General features: G+C 42.2%; 20 protein-coding genes. 11 read left to right on the forward strand and 9 right to left on the reverse strand.

Translation table 11 applies throughout. The features are described from left to right. Positions 1–72: 72 nt before the first annotated feature. From H6G86_RS09845 to H6G86_RS09860, 4 genes are all read left to right on the forward strand, one after another. Positions 73–1,086 carry a glycosyltransferase family 2 protein gene (locus H6G86_RS09845; RefSeq protein ID WP_190934168.1) on the forward strand — a complete coding sequence of 338 codons (1,014 nt, stop codon included), beginning with the start codon at positions 73–75 and terminating at the stop codon, positions 1,084–1,086. Positions 1,087–1,135: 49 nt separating this feature from the next. After that, entirely contained in the window at positions 1,136–1,603 is a 468-nt protein-coding gene (locus H6G86_RS09850; protein WP_190934169.1) for a DUF2141 domain-containing protein, read from the forward strand. Positions 1,604–1,747: 144 nt separating this feature from the next. After that, positions 1,748–3,007, forward strand: coding sequence for a glycosyltransferase family 2 protein (locus H6G86_RS09855; protein ID WP_190934270.1), 1,260 nt, complete (start codon positions 1,748–1,750; stop codon positions 3,005–3,007). A gap of 558 nt (positions 3,008–3,565) precedes the next feature. Continuing rightward, entirely contained in the window at positions 3,566–4,843 is a 1,278-nt protein-coding gene (locus tag H6G86_RS09860) for a glycosyltransferase (RefSeq protein WP_190934170.1), read from the forward strand. A gap of 257 nt (positions 4,844–5,100) precedes the next feature. Here the strand turns inward: H6G86_RS09860 and hisA are convergent, their stop codons facing one another. From hisA to H6G86_RS09875, 3 genes are read right to left on the reverse strand one after another with little or no spacing between them, the layout of a single operon-like run. Further along, positions 5,101–5,874 (reverse strand): 1-(5-phosphoribosyl)-5-[(5-phosphoribosylamino)methylideneamino]imidazole-4-carboxamide isomerase, encoded by a 774-nt coding sequence (gene hisA, locus H6G86_RS09865; RefSeq protein WP_190934171.1) that lies wholly within the window; start codon positions 5,872–5,874, stop codon positions 5,101–5,103. Positions 5,875–5,928: 54 nt separating this feature from the next. Then, positions 5,929–6,228 carry a DUF3593 domain-containing protein gene (locus H6G86_RS09870; RefSeq protein ID WP_174709542.1) on the reverse strand — a complete coding sequence of 100 codons (300 nt, stop codon included), beginning with the start codon at positions 6,226–6,228 and terminating at the stop codon, positions 5,929–5,931. Further along, complete coding sequence (locus H6G86_RS09875; RefSeq protein WP_190934172.1) at positions 6,225–6,560, reverse strand: DUF2499 domain-containing protein; 336 nt, start codon at positions 6,558–6,560, stop codon at positions 6,225–6,227. The genes H6G86_RS09870 and H6G86_RS09875 overlap by 4 nt, the downstream gene beginning before the upstream one ends. A gap of 207 nt (positions 6,561–6,767) precedes the next feature. On the opposite strand from H6G86_RS09875, the gene csaB reads away from it, so the two are divergent. Both csaB and H6G86_RS09885 read left to right on the forward strand, forming a co-directional pair. Further along, a complete protein-coding gene (gene csaB, locus H6G86_RS09880) occupies positions 6,768–7,805 on the forward strand; it encodes a polysaccharide pyruvyl transferase CsaB (RefSeq protein WP_190934271.1) in 1,038 nt (345 codons plus the stop codon). Positions 7,806–7,956: 151 nt separating this feature from the next. Then, positions 7,957–9,426, forward strand: coding sequence for a glycosyltransferase family 87 protein (locus H6G86_RS09885; RefSeq protein WP_190934173.1), 1,470 nt, complete (start codon positions 7,957–7,959; stop codon positions 9,424–9,426). Between the two features lie 441 nt (positions 9,427–9,867). Here the strand turns inward: H6G86_RS09885 and pgeF are convergent, their stop codons facing one another. Continuing rightward, a complete protein-coding gene (gene pgeF, locus H6G86_RS09890) occupies positions 9,868–10,668 on the reverse strand; it encodes a peptidoglycan editing factor PgeF (protein WP_190934174.1) in 801 nt (266 codons plus the stop codon). 77 nt (positions 10,669–10,745) lie between these two features. Between pgeF and H6G86_RS09895 the strand changes: the two genes are divergently transcribed. Together H6G86_RS09895 and H6G86_RS09900 are read left to right on the forward strand one after the other, a co-directional pair. Continuing rightward, positions 10,746–11,564, forward strand: coding sequence for a biotin--[acetyl-CoA-carboxylase] ligase (locus tag H6G86_RS09895; RefSeq protein ID WP_179071194.1), 819 nt, complete (start codon positions 10,746–10,748; stop codon positions 11,562–11,564). 90 nt (positions 11,565–11,654) lie between these two features. Then, on the forward strand, positions 11,655–13,208 hold the full coding sequence (locus H6G86_RS09900) for a M23 family metallopeptidase (protein WP_190934175.1): 1,554 nt from the start codon (positions 11,655–11,657) through the stop codon (positions 13,206–13,208). Positions 13,209–13,345: 137 nt separating this feature from the next. Here the strand turns inward: H6G86_RS09900 and H6G86_RS09905 are convergent, their stop codons facing one another. After that, on the reverse strand, positions 13,346–14,026 hold the full coding sequence (locus H6G86_RS09905) for a riboflavin synthase (protein ID WP_190934176.1): 681 nt from the start codon (positions 14,024–14,026) through the stop codon (positions 13,346–13,348). 340 nt (positions 14,027–14,366) lie between these two features. Between H6G86_RS09905 and H6G86_RS09910 the strand changes: the two genes are divergently transcribed. After that, entirely contained in the window at positions 14,367–14,864 is a 498-nt protein-coding gene (locus H6G86_RS09910; protein WP_012406891.1) for a bifunctional nuclease family protein, read from the forward strand. A 187-nt stretch (positions 14,865–15,051) separates the two neighbouring features. After that, positions 15,052–16,182 (forward strand): aldo/keto reductase, encoded by a 1,131-nt coding sequence (locus H6G86_RS09915; protein ID WP_190934177.1) that lies wholly within the window; start codon positions 15,052–15,054, stop codon positions 16,180–16,182. Positions 16,183–16,418: 236 nt separating this feature from the next. On the opposite strand, the gene H6G86_RS09920 is transcribed toward H6G86_RS09915, so the two are convergent. The 4 genes from H6G86_RS09920 to H6G86_RS09935 form a co-directional block, all read right to left on the reverse strand. Then, a complete protein-coding gene (locus H6G86_RS09920; protein WP_190934178.1) occupies positions 16,419–16,841 on the reverse strand; it encodes a hypothetical protein in 423 nt (140 codons plus the stop codon). Beyond that, entirely contained in the window at positions 16,834–17,052 is a 219-nt protein-coding gene (locus tag H6G86_RS09925) for a hypothetical protein (RefSeq protein WP_190934179.1), read from the reverse strand. The genes H6G86_RS09920 and H6G86_RS09925 overlap by 8 nt, the downstream gene beginning before the upstream one ends. Further along, the gene (locus H6G86_RS09930) at positions 17,039–17,230 is read right to left on the reverse strand and encodes a hypothetical protein (protein ID WP_190934180.1); all 192 of its coding nucleotides are present in this window, start codon (positions 17,228–17,230) and stop codon (positions 17,039–17,041) included. The genes H6G86_RS09925 and H6G86_RS09930 overlap by 14 nt, the downstream gene beginning before the upstream one ends. A 156-nt stretch (positions 17,231–17,386) precedes the next feature. Further along, positions 17,387–18,370 carry a DNA-directed RNA polymerase subunit beta family protein gene (locus tag H6G86_RS09935; RefSeq protein ID WP_190934181.1) on the reverse strand — a complete coding sequence of 328 codons (984 nt, stop codon included), beginning with the start codon at positions 18,368–18,370 and terminating at the stop codon, positions 17,387–17,389. 358 nt (positions 18,371–18,728) lie between these two features. Between H6G86_RS09935 and H6G86_RS09940 the strand changes: the two genes are divergently transcribed. Continuing rightward, the gene (locus H6G86_RS09940) at positions 18,729–20,537 is read left to right on the forward strand and encodes an ABC transporter ATP-binding protein (protein ID WP_190934272.1); all 1,809 of its coding nucleotides are present in this window, start codon (positions 18,729–18,731) and stop codon (positions 20,535–20,537) included. Positions 20,538–20,714 lie beyond the last annotated feature (177 nt).

The raw sequence follows: 20,714 nt of genomic DNA on the forward strand, positions 1-20,714 counted from the left end.
CTACGTTGCATCTGCCTAACAATTATCTGCAATTGAGCATAAAATAATCCACAGATTTTCCGAATACTTGTTATGAGTAGCAATCAGCCACGATTGAGCATCGGATTACCTGTATACAATGGCGAAAAATTTATCAAAGAAGCCATAGATTCACTCTTGGCTCAGACTTTTGAAGATTTTGAGCTAATTATTTCAGATAATGCATCTACAGATAAAACTGAGGAAATCTGTAGAGCTTATGCCGACAAAGACCAACGTATCTGTTACTACCGCAATGACAAGAATATCGGTTGCGCTCGTAACTTCAATCACGTCTTTAAATTGTCTTCGGGTGAGTACTTTAAATGGGCAGCTTATGATGATCTACATGCTCCAGATTTTATCAAGAAGTGTGTTGAGATCCTTGACCAAGACCCTAGCATAATCTTGTGTCATTCCCAAACATATTTCATTGATGAACAGGGAAATTTCCTCCAAAACTACGATATCAAACTCAAGGCAGATGCCCTAAAACCACACGAGCGTTTTCATGAATTGCTAACCAAGCATTTATGTTATCAATGTTACGGAGTAATTCGCACTAGTGCCCTGAAAATGATACCGCCTATGGGTGGTTACGGTAATGCAGATGGAATTCTTTTGTTAAGACTTGGTATTCTTGGCAGGTTTTATGAAATCCCTGAATACCTATTTTTTGCCAGAAGCCATCCGCAACAATCAATGAGTATGTATTTCCCTAATTATTTGTTGTTTGCTAACAACACTAAAAAAACCTCATTGAGTATGCTACCTGATTTCTATGCTTATGCAGTGTGGTTTGATTCAGCAAAGAAAGGACAAATTTTATTGCCACATTGGAGAATAATCTGGGAGTATCTACTCTCTATATGGCGTAGTCCCCTAAGTTTTAATGAGCAGCTTTGTTGTTATAGAAGCCTACATCAGCAGTTAAAAGGGGCAGAATATCTTTTGCTGAAAGATTTACTAAGAGTGCTACAAGTACTTTGGAAAAGTTGGCAAACAGCATCAATCAAAAAAGATCAAGTCATTCATTTCACAAACCAGCTTAAAAATAAAAGCTGGTAAGTACAGCTTTTATTCAGCCACAAAATCACCTATTTTTCACTACAAAATTATGCTGAAACTATCTCATTTATCTCATGTTTTACTTGCTACTTTAATGAGCATCAGCTTTGCTAAAACAGTGAATGCAGAACCAACTACAACATTAAGTGTTGTAGTGAATGGCATACAACACAAAAAAGGTGAGATTTGCTTCCGAGTTTATGCAACTGAACAAGGATTTCCAATGAGTAATTCTAAGGGATCTCAAAGTGGCTGCGCTAAGATTACTGGCAATTCTGTTAAAAAAGATTTCTCAGGTTTGAAGCCTGGAACTTATGCTGTCGCCGTTGTTGATGATCAAAATGGCGATCGCAAACTCAATAAAGACTTTTTTGGTATTCCCACAGAAGGTTTTGGAATTTCCAAAAATCCAACTGTGTCTATACAAACAGGTACACCAAAGTTTCGTGATGCCAGTTTTGTCGTAAATAAAAATACAACAGTCAACATTATCATGAAATATTCGCTGGATTCATAAAGGCGAGTGGGGACTGGGTACTGGGTACTGGGGACTCCTTCTTTAGGAGATACTTTTGATTTTCAATTCCCAATCCCAATTCCCAATCCCCAATCCCCAACCCCTAATCCCCAACCCCTAATCCTACCGGAGACTAAAAATTTAATGGAAGATTTGGCAATATTTCTGTCTAAGTCTTTGATGGGTTGGCTGGTTATTCAGGTGTGTTTAACGCTTGTGTTTATATGGTATCTGCGCTCATCTAAAAAAAACTTATTACCAGATGATCAGTTACCTAAAACAGCAGTGATTCTTTGCTTACGCGGAGCCGATCCGTTTTTGCCTAGATGTTTGCGATCGCTCCTGAACCAAAACTATCCACATTATGATTTAAAATTGATCGTTGATAGTCACGAAGACCCCGCTTGGAAAATTGCCAGTGAAAGCATCACAGAGCAAGAAGCGACCAACGTTCAAATTAGCCCTTTGAGAATAGTACGCAACAATTGTAGTCTCAAATGTAGTTCCTTAGTCCAAGCTGTCCGTGAGTTGGATGATTCCTACAAGGTGGTTGCCTTAATAGATGCTGATACCATAGTCCATGTGAATTGGCTGCGAGAATTAGTCAGTCCTTTAGGTGATGCCAAAATAGGGGCGACAACAGGTAATCGGTGGTACGTACCTACAGGTAGGTATTGGGGATCTTTAGTGCGGTACATCGGCAATGTATCCACAGTTGTGCAAATGTTTATCTTCCAGATTCCTTGGGGTGGGAGTTTGGCTGTGAAAACAGAAGTACTTCGCCAAACAGAACTGCTAGATAAGTGGGGACAAGCTTTAGGCGAGGATTTTATGATGCACGACATCCTCAAAAAACATGGGTTCCAAGTAAAGTTTGTACCCTCGCTGCTAATTGTCAATCGTGAAGAGACTGATTTATCCAACTTAATCGACTATCTTAAGCGCCTGATACTTTATTCTCGACTGTATCACCCGCGTTGGTTAGCTTTAGTCAGTGAAGCTGTTTCTAGCATTTTGTTTCCTACTGCACTGATCATCTTAGTTTTAGAGTCCTTCTTACAGGGAAAATGGGAAGCTGCGGCTCTCTTGTTAGGCTGCTATAGTGTTTATACTGTCGGATTACTCTTGATAATGCTCGTGTTGGAATTAGAGATACAGCGAGTGGTTCGCTCTAATGACCAGGCGATCGCAAAATTATCAGCTGCTACAATCATCAAAATGTTGATTGGGATTCCGCTAACACAGTGGGTTTATGGACTAGCGATGCTATCATCCATTTGGATCTCAACAGTCACTTGGCGCGGTGTCTCCTATCGGGTTCAAGGGCCTTGGAATGTCCGGCTAGTGGAATATCGCCCTTATCAATGGTTAGATCAGCCCATTGATGGCAAGGTATCTCTTTGAATTAAATCGCTAAATATGAACTAGGGCATGAAAGTTATTACACTAAACATTCCCTAGTCTTCAAATTATATTATCTTATATTTAGTAGAATTATATTAGCTATAACCCTTGTCAGAATACATGATTTTTCTTGTTACTTATCAAAAAGGTATTTGCATAAATGACAAGGGTTTAGACAAATATATTAAGGGGAATTTTGACTTAGCAATTTGGATGTTTTGATAGTTATCAATCTAGGTTTATATAGAGGTTTCAGTTGAGTCTAACACAGACCTAACCCCCAACCCCTTCCTTATAGAGAAGGGGAGTAAGCCTCAAAGCCTCTCTCCTTGTAGGAGAGAGGAATGGAAAGAGGTCAGAGTCTATTAGACACAAACGAGAAGCACTATAAACATCCACTTCATAATCGAGAGTTTCGGCTATTTGAAAATGCGTAAATCCTTAGTCTAACCGTATTAGTGGGAATTTCTGAGCTAGAAAATCAGAATGTTCATGAAACATAAGCTGCGTAAATCCTAAATTGAAAACCAGCATTTTCGTGAAATATTCCCCTTTATTATGACTAAGCAAAAACTTCGTATTGCACTATTTACAGGATTGTACGCTCCTTTCTTGACTGGTGTTTCCGTCGCAGTTCACCAACGAGTTCGTTGGTTGCTAGAGCAAGGACATGAGGTTTTTCTAGTTCATCCGCAAATCAGCGATCGCTACCCCAAAAATGTTGGCGATCGCCCCATGCCAGGTTTGAATGAAATTGAGTCTTTTCCCAATTTCTCTGCTTACGCATTTCCCACCGAACCCCTTTTATTCTATAAGTCTCTTCCTCAACCGCTAAATTATCGGCATTGGAGTGATACCAAGTTGCTGGAGAAATTTAAGCCTGATATTATCTTGGTTGAAGAAGCCGCACAAATGAGAGGTTTATACTCATTTTTCTTGCAAGGTTATGGTCGTCCAATTGGTGTTGAATACGCAAAACGAACAGGCACACCAATAATTTCACTTTTCCATACTGATATCGTTGCGTATATCAAATATTATTTTGGAGATAAATTCTTTAACTTTGTTCGTCCGATCGTTCCCGTTTTAGTGAAGCAATTTAGTGAGTCTTATGACTTCAATTACTTTTCTTCTAAAGAACAACTCACTAAATACGAAGAATTGAAATGCCAACGCGCTGAATATGTCCCTTATCAAGGCATCGATTGCGAGAAATTTCATCCGCGTAATATTTGTTACAATCCCATTCCTAACGATAACCGACCAACTCTTTTGTTTGTCGGACGCATCACCCCGGAAAAGAATGTCAACCAACTACTTGATATCTTTCCAGTCATAGCTGCCAAAATTCCTGATGTTCATCTGGTGATTGTTGGTAGTGGCCCGATGGATGAAGAGATTCGTCAGCGTGCCGAAAAATTTGGATCGGGTATTACTATATGGGGCGAATCCCACGGTACAGAACTTTTAGGGTGGTTTGCGAGAGCTGATGTTTTTGTCAACCCCTCTGTCACTGAAAACTTCTGCACTACAAATAACGAAGCCCTAGCATCTGGAACCCCTTTAGTTGCCGTTTTTGCACCCTCAACTTCAGAACAGGTCTTTCCTGGTCGTAATGGCTTTCTTGCCCAACCCAACAACCCCACAGACTTCGCTCAAAAGGTGATTACGATTCTAGAAAATCCCGATTTGAAGGCAGATATGACTCGGCACGCTCGCCCGTCCATACTTGAATTTGATTGGTCGGCATGTATGCAAAAACTTGAAGAAAAACTTTACCAAATCGTCGAAGGATCTCAGAAGGTGAAGGTAGGTACAGGTAGGATGAGACGATAACGATTACAAACTGATCTAAGACTTACGCAAAATTACACGTGGTGGGGGCATATCTAATTGCCCCTACATGGAAATAAGGGTTTTGACTATTGTTTGCGTAAGTCTTATCTCAATACGGTTCGGGTAAAGGGGAAAGGGAAAAGGTTTTGAATAAATCCTTACCCCTTACCCTTTACCCAGACCACAAGGAAAGTGAAAAATGCTTATCAGAAACTTATTAATTCCTATCTTAGCTAAAAGCCGATCGCTCTACATAATCAAGCAAAACTAGAAAAACCTAGATTGGGTGGGATATCCTGAATCCGCCCAGGGCCGATCGCTCGTAATGCTTCTTTGAGTAAAATATCCCCAGTATACAAAGCACGTCCGACAATTACGCCTGTCACGCCTTGAGGTTCTAACGCCAACAAACTCAACAAATCGGTGAGAGAACTTACACCACCAGAAGCAATTATCGGGATGGAAATTACCGCCGCAAGTTCTCGCAAAGCGTCTAAATTTGGGCCGATGAGAGTACCATCTCGATGAATATCTGTGTAAATGATGGCGGCTGCACCCAATTCTTGCATTTGTACAGCCAGTTGGGTTGCTAAAACTTCTGAGGTTTCTAACCAACCGCGAGTTGCTACTCGACCATCACGGGCATCAATGCCAATAATAATCTGTTCAGGAAATTCTGCACACAGTTCTTGCACTAGCTGGGGTTGTTCTACGGCGATGGTTCCGAGAATTGCCCACTGTACGCCTAGATTGAATAACTGTTGTACGCTGGTGCGATCGCGCAATCCTCCACCAATTTCAATGGGCACTGACACCGCATGAGCGATCGCTTCAATTGCCCTCAGGTTTACTACTTTACCTGCTTTGGCACCATCTAAATCAACTATGTGCAGTCTATTAGCACCCTGATCAACCCATTGTTTGGCAACATCAACGGGATTTTCGCTAAACACTTGCGAGCGATCGTAGTCTCCCTGATACAGTCGCACACATCGACCTTCTAGTAAATCAATCGCTGGAATTACATCCATTTATTTCTCCCTCATAACTCAATGCAATCAAAACCCTAGCTATCGCTGGGGTTTCTATTTTTGATTTTTGATTTGTAATTGCCTGACAGCTTGCCCAAAACCTAGCACAAGCAAGATGTTAGAAAGAGTCAAAAATAATTCTGCACCACCGTGCAACCAATCCACATTGGCCAAAGACTCGCCATAATGTAATTGGGCGTAAATTCCGGCTGGGATGGTGATAGCCACAAAAACGAGAGTACCGTAAAATCCATACAGCGCTAAACGCGGCATTTGTGGACTCCGGCTGATAAACCACAAGAAACCCAAATAGGGAAACAGTGAAAGTGCAAACAGGGTTTCTTTAGAAATCATTGCTCTAATTTGATAGGTTCTGGTTCAACAGTGTTAGAAGATTTGGTAGAACGCCAGACCAAAAACGCTGCTGCCCAAAGCGTAAAATTACCAACTAAGGTCATGGTAGCTTGAAGTGTTACCAGCCATTCCAAAGATTCGGCGTTGTCAAAATAATGCCAGGTACAAGCACACATAGCACTAACTAAAGCTGGTAACATAGCAAGGGATAATCCCCACCAATTGCGGTTATTAGTGAGTTCGCCGTAAGTCCAGATTAACCAAATGGCAACAATCCACTCTATAACGCTAGAAATATGAATAATCCAGGTGGGAATCGATAGGGTGTGCATAAGAAAGTTAGGAGTTATGAGTTAGTAATTAAAGACGCGGGATTTAGCGTCTGTAATGGAGTTAAGAATCAATAGTATTAATCTTTTTGTTTTTCTATGTCACTATTTTCCTACAATAAAATTCATCTTTTGTTGGCAGGATGGCATCAAAGTTTTAAAAAAAGTTGTTAATCTAAAATCCAAAATCTAAAATCCAAAATGGTCAAGATGCGGGCGTTATTGTCTGGGTATTACGGTAAAGGTAATGGTGGTGACGAGGCTTTGTTAGCAACGCTCTTGCAAATGTTACCATCTCACGTAACCCCTGTGGTACTTTCGGGAAATCCAGAGGAAACGCGCGATCGCTACAATGTAGAAACTTTCGATCGCATGGCTCCCTTAGCTGTGCTGCAAGCTTTACGCTCAAGTGATGCCTTGATTTGGGGCGGCGGGAGTATTATTCAAGATGTTACCAGCACTATCAGCCCCTTTTATTATGGGGGAATGATGGCATTGGCGCAGAAAATGGGTTTGAAAACTATTGCTTGGGCGCAGGGTATTGGCCCGTTGGTGCGTCCGCAAACTCGTTGGTTAGCGCGGCAAACCTTTGGTAATTGTACCAAAGTTAGTGTCCGCGATCGCGCCAGCGCTGCTTTATTATCTGATTGGCAAATTCCTTGTATTATAGCTCCTGACCCGGTTTGGGCGTTTGAATCGAAACCCGTACCGGGACTTTGGGATTTACCTGCGCCGAGAGTTGCGGTAACGTTGCGATCGCATCCCCAGCTTACCGAAACACGTCTGGCAAATTTAACCCGTGCTTTGGTTGACTTTCAAAAAGCTACGCAGGCTTTCATCTTACTACTGCCATTTCAAAAAAGTGAAGATTTAAGTATTGCCGAAGCTATTCAACCCCACCTTAAAGATGTTAGCCAGATTTTATGTCTGGAAGATCCACAACTCTTGAAAGGTGTGTTTCGCGGTGTTGAAATGGCAATTGGGATGCGACTACACAGCTTAATTATGGCTGCTGCTGAAGGTTGTCGTTGCTTTGCTCTTAGTTATGATCCCAAGGTAAATCGTCTTATGGAAGACTTAGAAATGCCTGGGTGGGATTTGGCGAATTTACCCGATGATCCTAATTTGATTAGTCTAACTTGGATGGAGCATTATGCTAATGGCGATCCTTTATCAGCAGAGCAAATACAATCTTTAGTAGATAGGGCATTAATCCACCGTGAGGTATTGAGCCAAGTTTTTATTTGATACTCTCTAGCCATAAATAGCGGAGATTCTAGATGGGTAATTTTCAAACTTTTATAAATTGATTATAAAAAATACTCAAGCATCATTTATGACAAAATATATCACTTATGTTATCTAGTATATACAGAAATAATTCTTGAGATCATTGCTGATGATAAACTTTGGTTTTTGGAACCTAATTATAGTAATTGTAGTGGCATTGGTTCTCAAAAATAATTGGCGACTAGACGATGATGAGAAGGTAGTCTGGGAAAATTCTTTATTCTTAAAATCTTCTGCAATCCAACGATTGATGGAATTTTTTCGTCAACCAATTGTTAACTTTATTATCCAAGCACTTATTGTATTAGTAGTAACAAGATTTCTCTGTTATACAGGTTGGCTAGTTTATTTACTAAATCAGCCAAATCCACCTTTATGGGATTTTAAGTGGTTTTATGTGGCGAGTAAATTGGCTCATCAGCATTTGAGTCCTTTTAATGTCGAGATTTTTAACCAAAGTTTCTGTAGCCTAACTAAAACGTGTGGATTTATTCCACCATTTGTCTATCCACCTAATATTATTCCTCTTATCTGGTTTCTCGGTTATTTTCCGATCAATACTGCATTTACAATCTGGATTGTGATGCATATATTAGCAATCGGCTTGGCCTTATGGGGAGCGAACATCCTGCTAGAATCGAAGTCGCCAGCTTTCAGAACTATTTGCACAATCTCAGCTGCTTTAATTTATGGTTTAGTTCGCGATCTTCAAGTTGGTAATCTTGCCATTTTCGTTGCGGTTCTCATCTTATGGATGTTTATCTTGGCTAGAAAATATCAGGATATTCCAGCCGGACTGTGCTTGGGTATTGCTGTTTGTAAACCAACATTAGCTGCATTATTTATTCTATATTTTCTCCTTAAAAGACGCTTCTCTCTAGTTTTTGTATCTGTTCTCACAGGAAGTTTTCTAGTATTTTTAGGTCTAACATTAACAGGAAATTCTTTAACACAATACCTACCAGATACGGCTCGTGGATTTGCACTTTGGCTTAACGATCCATCAAATAGCCCCTATCTTTCAATTAGCCGCCTAGATTTGATGGTAGTGGGCCCAAGATTATTACCCAATAATCCATTATTTGCCAAGTTATTGTCAGACTTTATTGTTCTGATACTTGTTGGTTTCGTAGGTTGGTATTGGTATCTACAACAATCTATTACAGCCTGGTCAAAAGAAATATACTTAGCCGAAATGGTACTAGTTTCTTGCTTGAGTATTGCCATTAACTATTCACAGCAAACTAGTACTGTGATGTTAATACCTGCGGTTGTTTTTTTGCTCAATGATTTGCTATATCAAATCAGGTATTGTAAATTCTCTATGAGAAGAATGTCTGTTTGGTTAGTAGGGGTTTGCTTTCTAGCAGTGCAAACAGCAGTTATTCATGGCTGGCTCATCGGTTCTCTAGCAAATCGCTGGAACGTGAAAGCAGGGAAATTACCCTACTTTCTGAAAGTAACTATCTTCGCGCTACCGAGTTATGCAATTCTAGGAATCACCCTGAGTATTTTAGTCTTAGCAATTAGTTCACTGCGTCAAGTCGCTTCGCTCCAATTAAAAATTAAAAATTATTAATTAAAAATTGTAAGACGCGACGCTCCTGCGTCGCTAACGCTTCGCTATCGTGAACTCGCTTGCCGCCGTCGCTATCAGTGGGAGCTTGTAATCCAAATTAATTAAAAATTATTATCCTCCTTAATTTTTAATTAAAAATTAAAAAAGGTCAAAAACCAATACAGTTCAGTTAAGCATTTCTTCCTTCTGTTTTTTCTCTTCCTTCGTGTCCTTCGCGTCCTTCTCTAACGAGACGCTGCGCGTAGCTTGCTTCCCCGAAGGGGTATGCGGTTCGTTAAAAAATAACTTTGACAAAAGGTTTTAGCATTAACTGAACCGTATTTGGTCAAAAGCAGATTTTAAAATTTGAACCTTAAAATCCAATACGTTGCAAAGCGCTAGTTGTACAAAATCGTGGGTTTTGAGACGCGATAAATCGCCGTCTCTACAAGTATTTTGGTCTTATCTGAAGTGTATTGCCTTAAAATCTTTACCACTGACAATCCCTGACCATTGAACTTTTTTCTCTTTCTCTCGGCGATAAGAAAAGAAATGCTCTGGAGTTTGGAAAGTACAATAAGGTGCGATCGCAATTTGTTCTGCACTAATTCCCATATTTTCCAGTTGTAAGGTATTCACTCGCCGCACATCCAGCCTTACTTTTCCTGGATCGGGGTCTTCTAGTAAAGGTGAATTTGTTAACTCATGTAATGCACTTACTATTTTTTCTTCGTCTTCATCTGGTATAATGGTAGCCCCGATTTCAGCAGCCACTTCGATAGAGACTTGGTAAACCTCACCAGAGATCGCAGGGCCCAGTGCAATGCGTAAATTATCAAGTTTGCTGCCTTGAGATTGTAATCTAGCGATCGCTAGGGGCACAATTTTCTTGGCAGTCCCTCGCCAACCCGCGTGTAATGCTGCCACCCGTCCAGTTTTCACATCCCCAATCAACACGGGTGTACAATCTGCACTAGCTACCCAAACGGCTTGGAGAGGCTGTTCGCTCATTAAACCATCTGCCGATGCTAAATCATCCTCAGCAGAGCTTAAGAAGCTTTCAACTTCTTGGGGGGTGAGAACAGTATTGCCATGAACCTGCTTTAAGCGATAGACTGATGCCTCTGGTTGCAATACTTCTGTGATAACTTGTGGCGATCGCGGCCAAAACTGCTGGGTAAAGAAGCCGTGATGCCAATGTTCCAGAATACTACAAGTTAGATAAGGCAGTCCTTCCCAATTGCGCCAGTGCCAAGTGTGCATCTTCAACCAAACCTAAACAAAAATCACTCATCAGCCAATCAATGCTAACTTGAACAACGGAATTTGGGTTAACTGCTGTGGGATTTAATCTGCAAAACTTGGAATCAGCCTTGAAAGCAGGGCGTAAGCATACATATTTACCATTTTCCCTCCACTTTTTTGAAAGCGTCTCCTCAACAAACCAAACCCTCTGGAACTTACTCCACCAAGGGGCTATTTCAGGAACAGTAGTCATCGCAACTCAGCAATCTGCTGGGCGAGGACAATGGGGACGCGAGTGGATTTCTCCAGTTGGGGGATTATATGTTTCCGTGGCGATTTCTTTCGACCACAAAATAGAAGCTACTGACAGCTACCAGCTAACTTTCGCTACTGCTTGGGGAATTGCGTCTCAATTGCGCCAATGTGGTATAGATGTTGGGATAAAATGGCCCAATGATTTAGTTTTAAATAGTCGCAAACTAGGCGGCATTTTGACAGAAACCAAAGTAAACAAAGGACAAATCACCCAAGCAGTAATTGGTGTTGGTATTAACTGGACAAATCCAGTACCCGAAACTGGAATTAATCTGGAATCGTGGCAAGCTTCCCAAGATTTCAGACCAATCTCTTGTCTGGAAATACTCACCTCTACAGTCTTACTGGGAATAGAATCCGGTATGGAGTGCCTTCAACAAGAAGGAGTAAGCATACTCTTGTCTCGCTATCTAGACTTGCTTACAAATATGGGCGATCGGGTTTATGTCAATAATCTTTTTGGTACTGTAGTTGGGGTGACACCTCAAGGAAATTTACGAGTTGATTTAGAAACATACAATACAAAGGAACTAATTACACCGGAAATTTATATTGAACCCGGTACAATCAGTTTGGGGTACCATAAATCTTCCGTTTAAATTTGAGGTTTGTTCAAAATTTCGCTCTTTGGGCAAGACAAACCACTAGCATCATCTCTTTAGGCTAATTACACACAACTGAGAGAACAAATGACGCAGCGCAATAATTCTGCCCATCATCGTTTGCATTTATGGCAGCAAGGTCTAACAAAAAAACGTTTTGCCTCAACACTACCAGCTCAGAGCCTCTGTTGGCTGAGTAGCGTCAGCCTCCTTAGCGGCGGCTTTGTGTTTGCCCAAACGGAAACACAAGTAGATAACATCGTTCCCACTGTTGAAACTTCCCAGCCAACAGTAGTTCCAAATCTAGTAAAAAAGCAGGCTGTTGCGCCCGAAGCAGTTCAAGCACAACCGGAATTTTCCCAACGGCGAGCCAGGCTCAAACAGAGACTACGCAAGCCAGAGGTAGCTCAATCAAAAGAACCAGTTAGGCAATCTACACCCAAAATTGAAGCTGCTGAACCTGTTGTTATTATCAGACAGTCAAAACCTAAAGTAGAAACCTCCCAGGTTACTCCTGCAAGGGTGAGACAGGAAAAACCCAATACCCCTGTCCGCTATGCACCTGAAAAACTCCCAGAAGTTGCTCAACCATCGAATAACTCCAACAGTTCTGTTAGTGCAACGCCAGGTAAAACCAAGGATTATAATAACGCCTATATTGATCCTAATAGTTATGACAGTGGTGCTACAGGTACTTATCAAGCACCAAATTCTGTAATTCTCACAGAACGCTCTAGTGGTTGCCGAGCCATTTTGCCTTCAGGACAAAGCGTATTAGGCGGCGTTTGCGCCAAAGTACCCCAAAGGAATGTAGCTGATTCTAATGGTAAAGCAGCACCTAATTGGCTAAGAAGAAGTCAAAACGCACAACTGCCAGTAGTTCCAACCGCGCGGCAAGTTGCAACGACTGGCAACAACAGCAGATGGCGTGCTACTCAAAATGGTTATAGTGGTGACACCAAGACCGCATATCGCCCGAATCGGTTTATCCCGAGTCCCAGCGAGTTCAGCCCCACAAGAGTGAGTGCAACTCCTATCGCACCCAGTGGTGGGACTTTACCGCCACCAATGGCAGATGGCAACATTGCACCCCGTCCAAGTAACGTAGCTTACGACTTCTCACTAGCATCGGTATTGCCACAAATTCCCTACACAGGGGCAGTTGCCTATAATGGGACGGGGATGATGTATCCCTTGTCTATACCCGCTCCCATTACCTCGTTGTTTGGTTGGCGAGTTCATCCAATTACAGGTAATCAACGCTTCCATGCTGGTACAGACTTAGGTGCGCCTACGGGAACACCAGTTCTAGCAGCAGCAGCTGGTCAAGTCGAAACAGCTAACTGGATGGGTGGATATGGTTTAACCGTTATCCTGAATCACAAATCGGCTGAACAAACTCTCTACGGTCACATGTCAGAAATCCTTGTTCAACCCGGTCAATGGGTACAACCTGGAACTCTCATCGGCCGAGTTGGCAGCACCGGGGCATCCACAGGCCCTCACCTGCACTTTGAAGTCCGCCACCTAACACCTAACGGTTGGGTTGCTACTGACCCAGGCGTGGAATTACAAAGTGCCCTCAGCCAGTTAGTACGAGGCTTACAAACCGCTCAGGTTAGTCAAGAACCAGGCAGCTAGAAGAAGCTGAGGGGCAGGGGAGGCAGGGGAAGCAGGGGGGCAGGGGAAGAATAAAAAATTAGCTCTTTCCCCTCTTTCCAATGCCCCATACCCAATGCGCAGTGCCCAATGCCCAATTCCCCATTCCCCATTCACACTTACAAATACCCGTGTTCTGCTAAGAATGCGGGTGTAATGCCATCTAGACTTGTTTCATCATGGGTTGTGGTGTTTGGGTTGCCAGAGTAAAGGAATTTTTCGACGTATTTGCCGAGAATATCCCCTTCTAAATTCACCAAACTCCCAGCAACCAAATAGCGAAGATTTGTCTCGCTGTATGTGAGGGGGATTACCGCCACCTTGAACTGAGAGAGTTCTGAGTCATAAGCGGCTACTGTAAGACTGATGCCGTTGACAGCTATGCTACCTTTGGGGACAATGTATCGTGCGATCGCAACGGAAGCAATAAAGGTCATTTCCCAAGAACTAGCCGTTTGTTCTGCCACTAGCAATCGACCGATGCCATCTACATGACCCATCACAAAATGACCGCCAACTTTGCTCCCCACCTTTAGCGACGCTTCTAAATTGACATATCTCTGTTGTGTTTGCTCACCTCCCAACGTCGTGCGGCGTAGCGTTTCCGGTGAAGCTGTGGCGATAAACCCGTCTTTTAAAACTTTTTCCACTGTCAAGCAAACGCCATCTACTGCAACACTGTCACCATAAGCCAAATCTTGCATAATTACTTCACCAGAATGGCTTACACAAGTAATTTGCCAAGAATCGCCCCCCAAGGGTTCTATCGTTCCTAATGCTTGGATTAATCCTGTAAACACGGCTTTTTTGTCAAACTAACTCTATTTATTGCCTAAATTTGCCTGAAATCAATTAGTAATTGTCACAGAAATGTCGAACATCCAAGTATATTTTCTGACTTTTTTTCGTATAGGAATATTAACACATTAGCATCCTTCACAAGGCATACTTGGGTAAGAAGGTTATTGTCTAAGAAGACCAATTTGACTTACTCTGGTTTTCACCACAAGTTCGGAGTTTAATAGAAGCAATTATAGAGAACGAATGCTTATGTTTATTACTGTCACCAAACCGCCTAAAAAGGGGTACTATTTGTTACACAGCATCCAAGGCTCTCAAAGCATTGTAGAGGCTTAGGCAATGATTGAAATGAAAGTCGCTGGCATAGCATTAGATGCCATAACCCGCAGCCCGATCGTCCTTTTGAAAGATTCTTCAGATCGGCGGGCTTTGCCAATTTACATTGGTCAGGAACAGGCTAGGGCAATTATGGGCGCACTGGAGAATCAAAAGCCTCCCAGACCCTTAACCCACGACCTGATTGTGAATCTTTTAGAGACTTGGAATATGACTCTAGAAAAGGTGATCATTCATTCCCTGCAAAAGGATACATTTTATGCGGCTTTAATTGTCCAGCAAGGCGAGGTTAAAAAAGAAATTGACGCACGTCCTAGCGATGCGATCGCCATTGCTCTCCGTACAAATACCCCCATCTGGGTAATGGAAGAAGTGATTGCCGATGCTTCTATACCTGTTGACCGCGATGCAGATGAAGCCGAACAGCAAGCCTTCCGTGAATTTATTTCCAATCTCCGTCCTGAAGATTTGATCAAGCGCTTTGGTAATGGCGACAGCTAGGAAAGTGCTGAGTGCTGTTAGCGGATAGCTATGGTTTAGCCCGTGCTGAGTACTGAGAAAGAATAGAGAATCTTAAAAATAAATTCTTTATTCTTTCTTTTTCACTTTTTCATTCTTGTACTGACAATATTAATCGTCTTTCTACCCAGCACTCAGCACTCAGCACTCACTACTCAGGACTCAATGTATGCAATACCGACGCTTTGGGAAAACGAATCTGCACCTCTCGGTTTTCTCTCTAGGAACAATGCGCTACCTGGCTTCTTTTGAAAATGCTCAACAGACTATCGAACAAGCCTTAGCGCTAGGAATTAATCATCTAGAAACCGCCAGAGGTTACGGCAAAAGCGAGGAGTATCTTGGTAGGGCATTAAAAGCTGGGTTATCAGTACCCCGAACGAAGCTTTACATCACTACCAAAATCTCAGCCACAGCAGATGCTGACACCATGCGTCGGTGCATCGACGAATCCCTAGAACGATTACAGCTAGATTATTTAGATTGCTTAGGGGTTCATGGCTTGAACACTTGGCAACATTTGGAGTGGGTGCAAGCCAAAAATGGCTGTATGCAAGCCGTAGAGGAAGCTGTTGCTGATGGTCGAGTGCGACACGTGGGTTTTTCCAGCCACGGGTCATTAGAACTAATTCAGGCAGCTATAAGGACAGATTTTTTTGAGTTTGTCAATCTGCATTATTACTATTTTTTTCAACGGCACGCACCAGCAATTCAACTAGCTGCCGAAAAAGATATGGGCATTTTCATTATTTCCCCTGCTGACAAAGGGGGAAAGCTGTATACGCCACCCCAAACCCTAAAAGACTTGTGTCAGCCGTATTCCCCCTTAGAACTAAACTATCGTTTTTTACTTGCTGACAACCGTATTAATACTTTAAGTATAGGGCCAGCCAACCCAGATGAATTAATGAAACCTTTGCAAGTTACTGACCATAATGGAGAGCTAAAATCAGTAGAAATTTCTGCTTTCCAGAGGTTAGAAAATCACCAAAAATTTGCTTTGGGAACTGATAAATGTAGCCAATGTTATGCTTGTTTGCCCTGTCCAGAAAATATCAATATTCCAGAGGTATTGCGGTTACGTAATCTCGCAGTGGCATACGACATGAAAGACTATGGACAATATCGTTACGGAATGTTTGAAAATGCTGGTCACTGGTTCCCTGGAATGAAAGGCGATCGCTGTACAGAATGCGGAGACTGTTTACCTCGGTGTCCAGAAAAGTTAGATATTCCAGCTTTGTTAGAAGATGCTCATGAAAGATTAAGTGGCAAAGCAGGTAGGAGATTGTGGGGTTGACACTCTCCGGTCTAAAGACTTACTGTGTACACACAAGTCGGAAAACCTCATCCACATTGGCTTGAATCTGGTAGGGTGCGTTATGGACTTATATGTATAACGACGTATAACGCCCCTGTTCACCCGCCGCAAGCAACCTCTCGGACTCAACAAAGAGACTCTGTACGGTCGGTGTGCAACGGGATTGTTAGACTGTACCTCAGCGATCGCTGCCAACTAACGCTCCTGTCTTCATTTTATCCAACTTGTTTGGGACGAACTTCAAATTTAGAACGCACACGGAAGAAACAAACATCAAACTCAAAGAAGAAATTAGCTTGCCCCAAGATTAAAGGCACATTGGGTGTTTGTGTCCAAGCAAATGCAAGATTAATGGTGAGGAATGAACTGACTTGAGCATCAACAACGACTGCACGAGCTTCAAATCGAGCCAAGTTCCCTACCAATAGAACTGAGAGAGTTTCATCCTCCCAAATTAAGCCCAGTTGTAAACCCAACTCATAGAGCAAAATATTAACGCTTACACCTGTCTCTAATAAACCTTCAGTGTTCAGAGATTGACCATCAAGACTGAGCGTCAAGGGTAGATATGGCACTCGATCAACCATGCCAAGGCTGCTATCAATGATTTTGTAGGGAAATTTTTGAGTGTCAACCATTCTTCTCTTGCGGCTTCGTCGCCAGAAGATTCATCAAGACATTGGCAGCCTCAGAACAATTGTACGGCGACCAGACTGGATACTCCCGGTTCGCAACAAAGAAGTTTGCATCTTCTTCCTTGACCAGTTCTGTGGCAAGGAACTGCATTAGCCGAAGCTTGTCAATTTTTGGAAGTTCCTGGATTTGTGACATGAGTTCAGCTAATGGCATTTGAGAATCTCCTCGTCTGAGGTCTGGTGAAAGGAAGCGATCGCCCTCTCATTTTAGCCTCGCGATCGCATCCACGGTTGCAGCTTAAAGTGCAATCTGGCTTCTGGTTGTACTGCCAGAGAAAAGTGATGCTGGGTTGACAAAAGGAAACCCAGCCTACAGCGATAGGTGATCGCACTACTTTGACCTGTGCAATTGCACCCTCTGGAGATATATGTATAATGACGTATAACGGTTCAAATCACCGGACGTAAATATCATTTCCGACCCATCAATAGAATTACTTCGTTCCGGTGCAGTGAGGTTGTTAGACCGTGCTGGCAAATGCTCTTTATCAACTCCCCGATCGGATTGGCTCAATGAACCACTCAGCATTTGATTGACCACAAGCGCCCATTACAACAGGGTTATCAACTGCTTTGCTATTGCCAATACTTCCAAGACAAAAGGGGTTCCATCCATTTTTAATTTGCTGCCCACCCCATTGCCAAACAGCATTTGATTGACCACAAGCACCCATTACAGCAGGATTGTCAATCTCTTTACTATTACCAATACTACCAAGACAATTTGGATTCCAGCCGTTTCTGATCTGCTGCCCATCCCATTGCCAGATAGAGTTAGAAGAATCGCAAGTTCCCATCCCAACTCGGTTATCGATGGATTGGCTATTGCCAATGCTGGCTAGGCAGTTTGGATTCCATCTGTTACGAACCCTGAACTTATTAGAGGGTGAACTACTGGAGCCATTTTTGATACTAGCAACCCATGATTCATAGCGTTTTTGCTTATCTTGAGCTTTATTAAAAACCCCAACAGCAACACCACCTTGAACACCAAGATAATAACCAGAAGCTATAGTGTAGCAAGCAGCCAATCTTGCTGGATCAGGTGGTCCATCAACACGTCGAGTTCTCAGCGGATATCTCAGGGTTGGCGCAGGCACATTAAATGAAATTTTTAGATCACGCTCACATGCTGCCCTTAAATCGGAGTAGAGGCGTTCATTACATGTATTCCAATTGGAGCCTACTGTGTAGTAGCACTTGTCGTGTGTATTACAGGCTCCTCGAAAGTCAACAGGTCCCCAAGTATCTCTGATTTCTCCATTACTGTCTGGTCTATTAGTTACGCCACTACAAGCATCAGGAGCTTGAGCATAAGGGTACTCAGCATTCGGAAAATCAGGATTGAATGGAATTCCATTTACGTCGGCATATGCAATGTTGGAAGAACTAAGCGCGCCTATAGTGATGAGAATGCTACTCAAGTGAGTAAATCTACTAACTCCTTGAGCTTTGAAAAAGAACTTTTGCATTAAAAATCCTTACAAGTTAAGAGTATATCCTTACCGAGGAATTGCGGTCTAACTATTTATTATACGGAAAGTTTCCGTATAATCTTTTTCTAAATCCTAATATATCAGGCATTACAGCTACCTTTATATATTTTGCATGAATTTTGAACACCTAAAATGGTACAAAGTTAACACCCTAGTGCGTTAGCCTACGGCATAACACACCCTACAAAACTAGTTTTTAGGTTTCAACTTCGGGGTTTTCAGCCAACATTCTGATAAAAATGTAAAATTTATAAAGATTAATATAGAGTTAGGTAGATCCGCTCAAGCTGGGGTATCTCGCGCAAAGAAATATGAAAATTAAAAAAAAAGAAATATCCTGCGCCAATCACTAACGGTTTTCCGTTACAGTGGACGGGCTGTAAGCTTAGTATGGACTACCAGCCGATCGCTTACCATTCTGCTGGCGAGTTTAACTTTAGTGGCTGGTCTTTTACCGGCGGCGATATCCTACATCAGTAAATTAATCGTTGATGCAGTGGTATTTGCCTCTCAAGTTAATTCACAAAACAATGGTTTTGTCAATATTTATCCTTCCCTATTTTATGTAGGATTAGAAGCGATCGCTGTAATTCTACTAGCAGGTAGTCAACGGGGAATCCTCATTTGTCAGTCTTTATTGCGGGCGCTAATGGGTCAGCGAGTGAATGTACTCATCTTAGAAAAGGCGCTGACTCTGGATCTTAGGCAGTTTGAAGACTCAGAATTTTATGACAAATTGACCAATGCCCGACGAGAAGCATCAGTTCGTCCACTTTCGTTAGTAAACCGCACCTTTGGATTGGTGCAAAATGCCCTTTCCCTGATTACCTACGGTATTTTGCTAGTAAATTTCTCAGCTTGGGCGGTGGTGGTGCTGATTTTGGCAGCGATGCCTGTATTTATTGCCGAAACTAAGTTTGCTGGAGAAGGCTTTCGCCTATTTAGTTGGCGGGCGGCAGAAACTCGTCAACAGCATTACTTAGAAAATCTGCTAGCAAGAGAAGATTTTGTCACAGAAGTCAAACTCTACCAGTTGGGAGAGATGCTGCTAGGGCGTTACCGCAACCTGTTTCATCAACTCTATGGTGAAGACCGCGATTTGACTCTGCGGCGAGGATTGTGGGGCTATCTTCTGGGTTTAGTTAGTACTGGTGCTTTTTACCTAGCTTATGCTTGGATTGTACTAGAAACAGTGCAAGGTAAGATTTCCTTGGGAGATATGACAATGTATCTCACCGTTTTTCGCCAAGGACAATCAACTTTTTCCAATGCCCTCACATCTATTGGAGGGATGTATGAAGACAACCTATATTTATCAAATCTCTACGATTTTTTAGAAGAGGAAGTACCAAAGTCTTGGGGTAAGGCAACTATTGGTTTAAATCCTCAAGATGGTATCCGTTTTGAGAACGTATCATTTACTTATCCAGGAAGTTCTAAGCCAGCCCTGACAAACATTTCACTACACTTGAAACCCAGAGAAAAACTGGCAATTGTGGGTGAAAACGGTTCTGGTAAGACTACTTTAATCAAACTACTTACCCGACTCTACACCCCAGATTCTGGGCGAATTTTCTTAGATGGCTTGGACTTGCAGGAATGGGATGTGGATGTGTTGCGTCGTCGGATTGGTGTGATTTTCCAGAACTTTGTCCGCTATCAGTTTACTGTGGGCGAGAATATCGGCGTGGGTGATGTAGAACATCTCGAAAATAAAAACCGTTGGCAAACTGCTGCTGAAAAAGGCATGGCCCAATCTTTTATTGACCAATTACCCCAAAGCTTCCAGACTCAACTTGGGCGTTGGTTTAAAGGAGGACAGGAACTTTCTGGGGGACAGTGGCAGAAAATTGCCTTGTCTCGTGCTTTTATGCGATCGCAAGCAGATATCTTAGTATTGGATGAACCAACATCAGCAATAGATGCCCAAGCTGAATTTGAGATTTTCAATCATTTTCGCGCTATTACTCAAAATCAGATGGTACTTTTGATTTCCCATCGCTTCTCTACAGTCCGAATGGCTGACAAAATCGTAGTTATAGAAAACGGTGAAGTTATAGAACAGGGAACTCACGAAAAATTGCTACAGCTAAAAGGACGTTATGCCAAGTTGTTTCTGTTACAAGCAGCAGGTTATCAGTAAAACGCTAAAACCACTGTATACTAAGCATTTCAGACTTACGGATAATTCTAATAACGATTTGGAATTATAGCTTTTCCTAATGAAAAGAGTTACATCATAGCCTCCTCCTCCCTTGGAAGTTGGGGGTTCTTCTACCTCACTCAACTGAAAACCGCTATATAAAGAAAACCAGACTTT

It is taken from the genome of Nostoc sp. FACHB-133 (assembly GCF_014698055.1).
GTDB lineage: Bacteria > Cyanobacteriota > Cyanobacteriia > Cyanobacteriales > Nostocaceae > Nostoc.

Excerpts from the sequence above, each read along its gene's own strand:
- H6G86_RS09845 (WP_190934168.1), top strand. The coding sequence starts at position 73 with ATGAGTAGCAATCAGCCACGATTGAGCATCGGATTACCTGTATACAAT.
- H6G86_RS09850 (WP_190934169.1), top strand. The coding sequence starts at position 1,136 with ATGCTGAAACTATCTCATTTATCTCATGTTTTACTTGCTACTTTAATG.
- H6G86_RS09855 (WP_190934270.1), top strand. The coding sequence starts at position 1,748 with ATGGAAGATTTGGCAATATTTCTGTCTAAGTCTTTGATGGGTTGGCTG.
- H6G86_RS09860 (WP_190934170.1), top strand. The coding sequence starts at position 3,566 with ATGACTAAGCAAAAACTTCGTATTGCACTATTTACAGGATTGTACGCT.
- hisA (WP_190934171.1), bottom strand. The coding sequence starts at position 5,874 with ATGGATGTAATTCCAGCGATTGATTTACTAGAAGGTCGATGTGTGCGA.
- H6G86_RS09870 (WP_174709542.1), bottom strand. The coding sequence starts at position 6,228 with ATGATTTCTAAAGAAACCCTGTTTGCACTTTCACTGTTTCCCTATTTG.
- H6G86_RS09875 (WP_190934172.1), bottom strand. The coding sequence starts at position 6,560 with ATGCACACCCTATCGATTCCCACCTGGATTATTCATATTTCTAGCGTT.
- csaB (WP_190934271.1), top strand. The coding sequence starts at position 6,768 with ATGCGGGCGTTATTGTCTGGGTATTACGGTAAAGGTAATGGTGGTGAC.
- H6G86_RS09885 (WP_190934173.1), top strand. The coding sequence starts at position 7,957 with ATGATAAACTTTGGTTTTTGGAACCTAATTATAGTAATTGTAGTGGCA.
- pgeF (WP_190934174.1), bottom strand. The coding sequence starts at position 10,668 with ATGCACACTTGGCACTGGCGCAATTGGGAAGGACTGCCTTATCTAACT.
- H6G86_RS09900 (WP_190934175.1), top strand. The coding sequence starts at position 11,655 with ATGACGCAGCGCAATAATTCTGCCCATCATCGTTTGCATTTATGGCAG.
- H6G86_RS09910 (WP_012406891.1), top strand. The coding sequence starts at position 14,367 with ATGATTGAAATGAAAGTCGCTGGCATAGCATTAGATGCCATAACCCGC.
- H6G86_RS09915 (WP_190934177.1), top strand. The coding sequence starts at position 15,052 with ATGCAATACCGACGCTTTGGGAAAACGAATCTGCACCTCTCGGTTTTC.
- H6G86_RS09920 (WP_190934178.1), bottom strand. The coding sequence starts at position 16,841 with ATGGTTGACACTCAAAAATTTCCCTACAAAATCATTGATAGCAGCCTT.
- H6G86_RS09925 (WP_190934179.1), bottom strand. The coding sequence starts at position 17,052 with ATGCCATTAGCTGAACTCATGTCACAAATCCAGGAACTTCCAAAAATT.
- H6G86_RS09935 (WP_190934181.1), bottom strand. The coding sequence starts at position 18,370 with ATGCAAAAGTTCTTTTTCAAAGCTCAAGGAGTTAGTAGATTTACTCAC.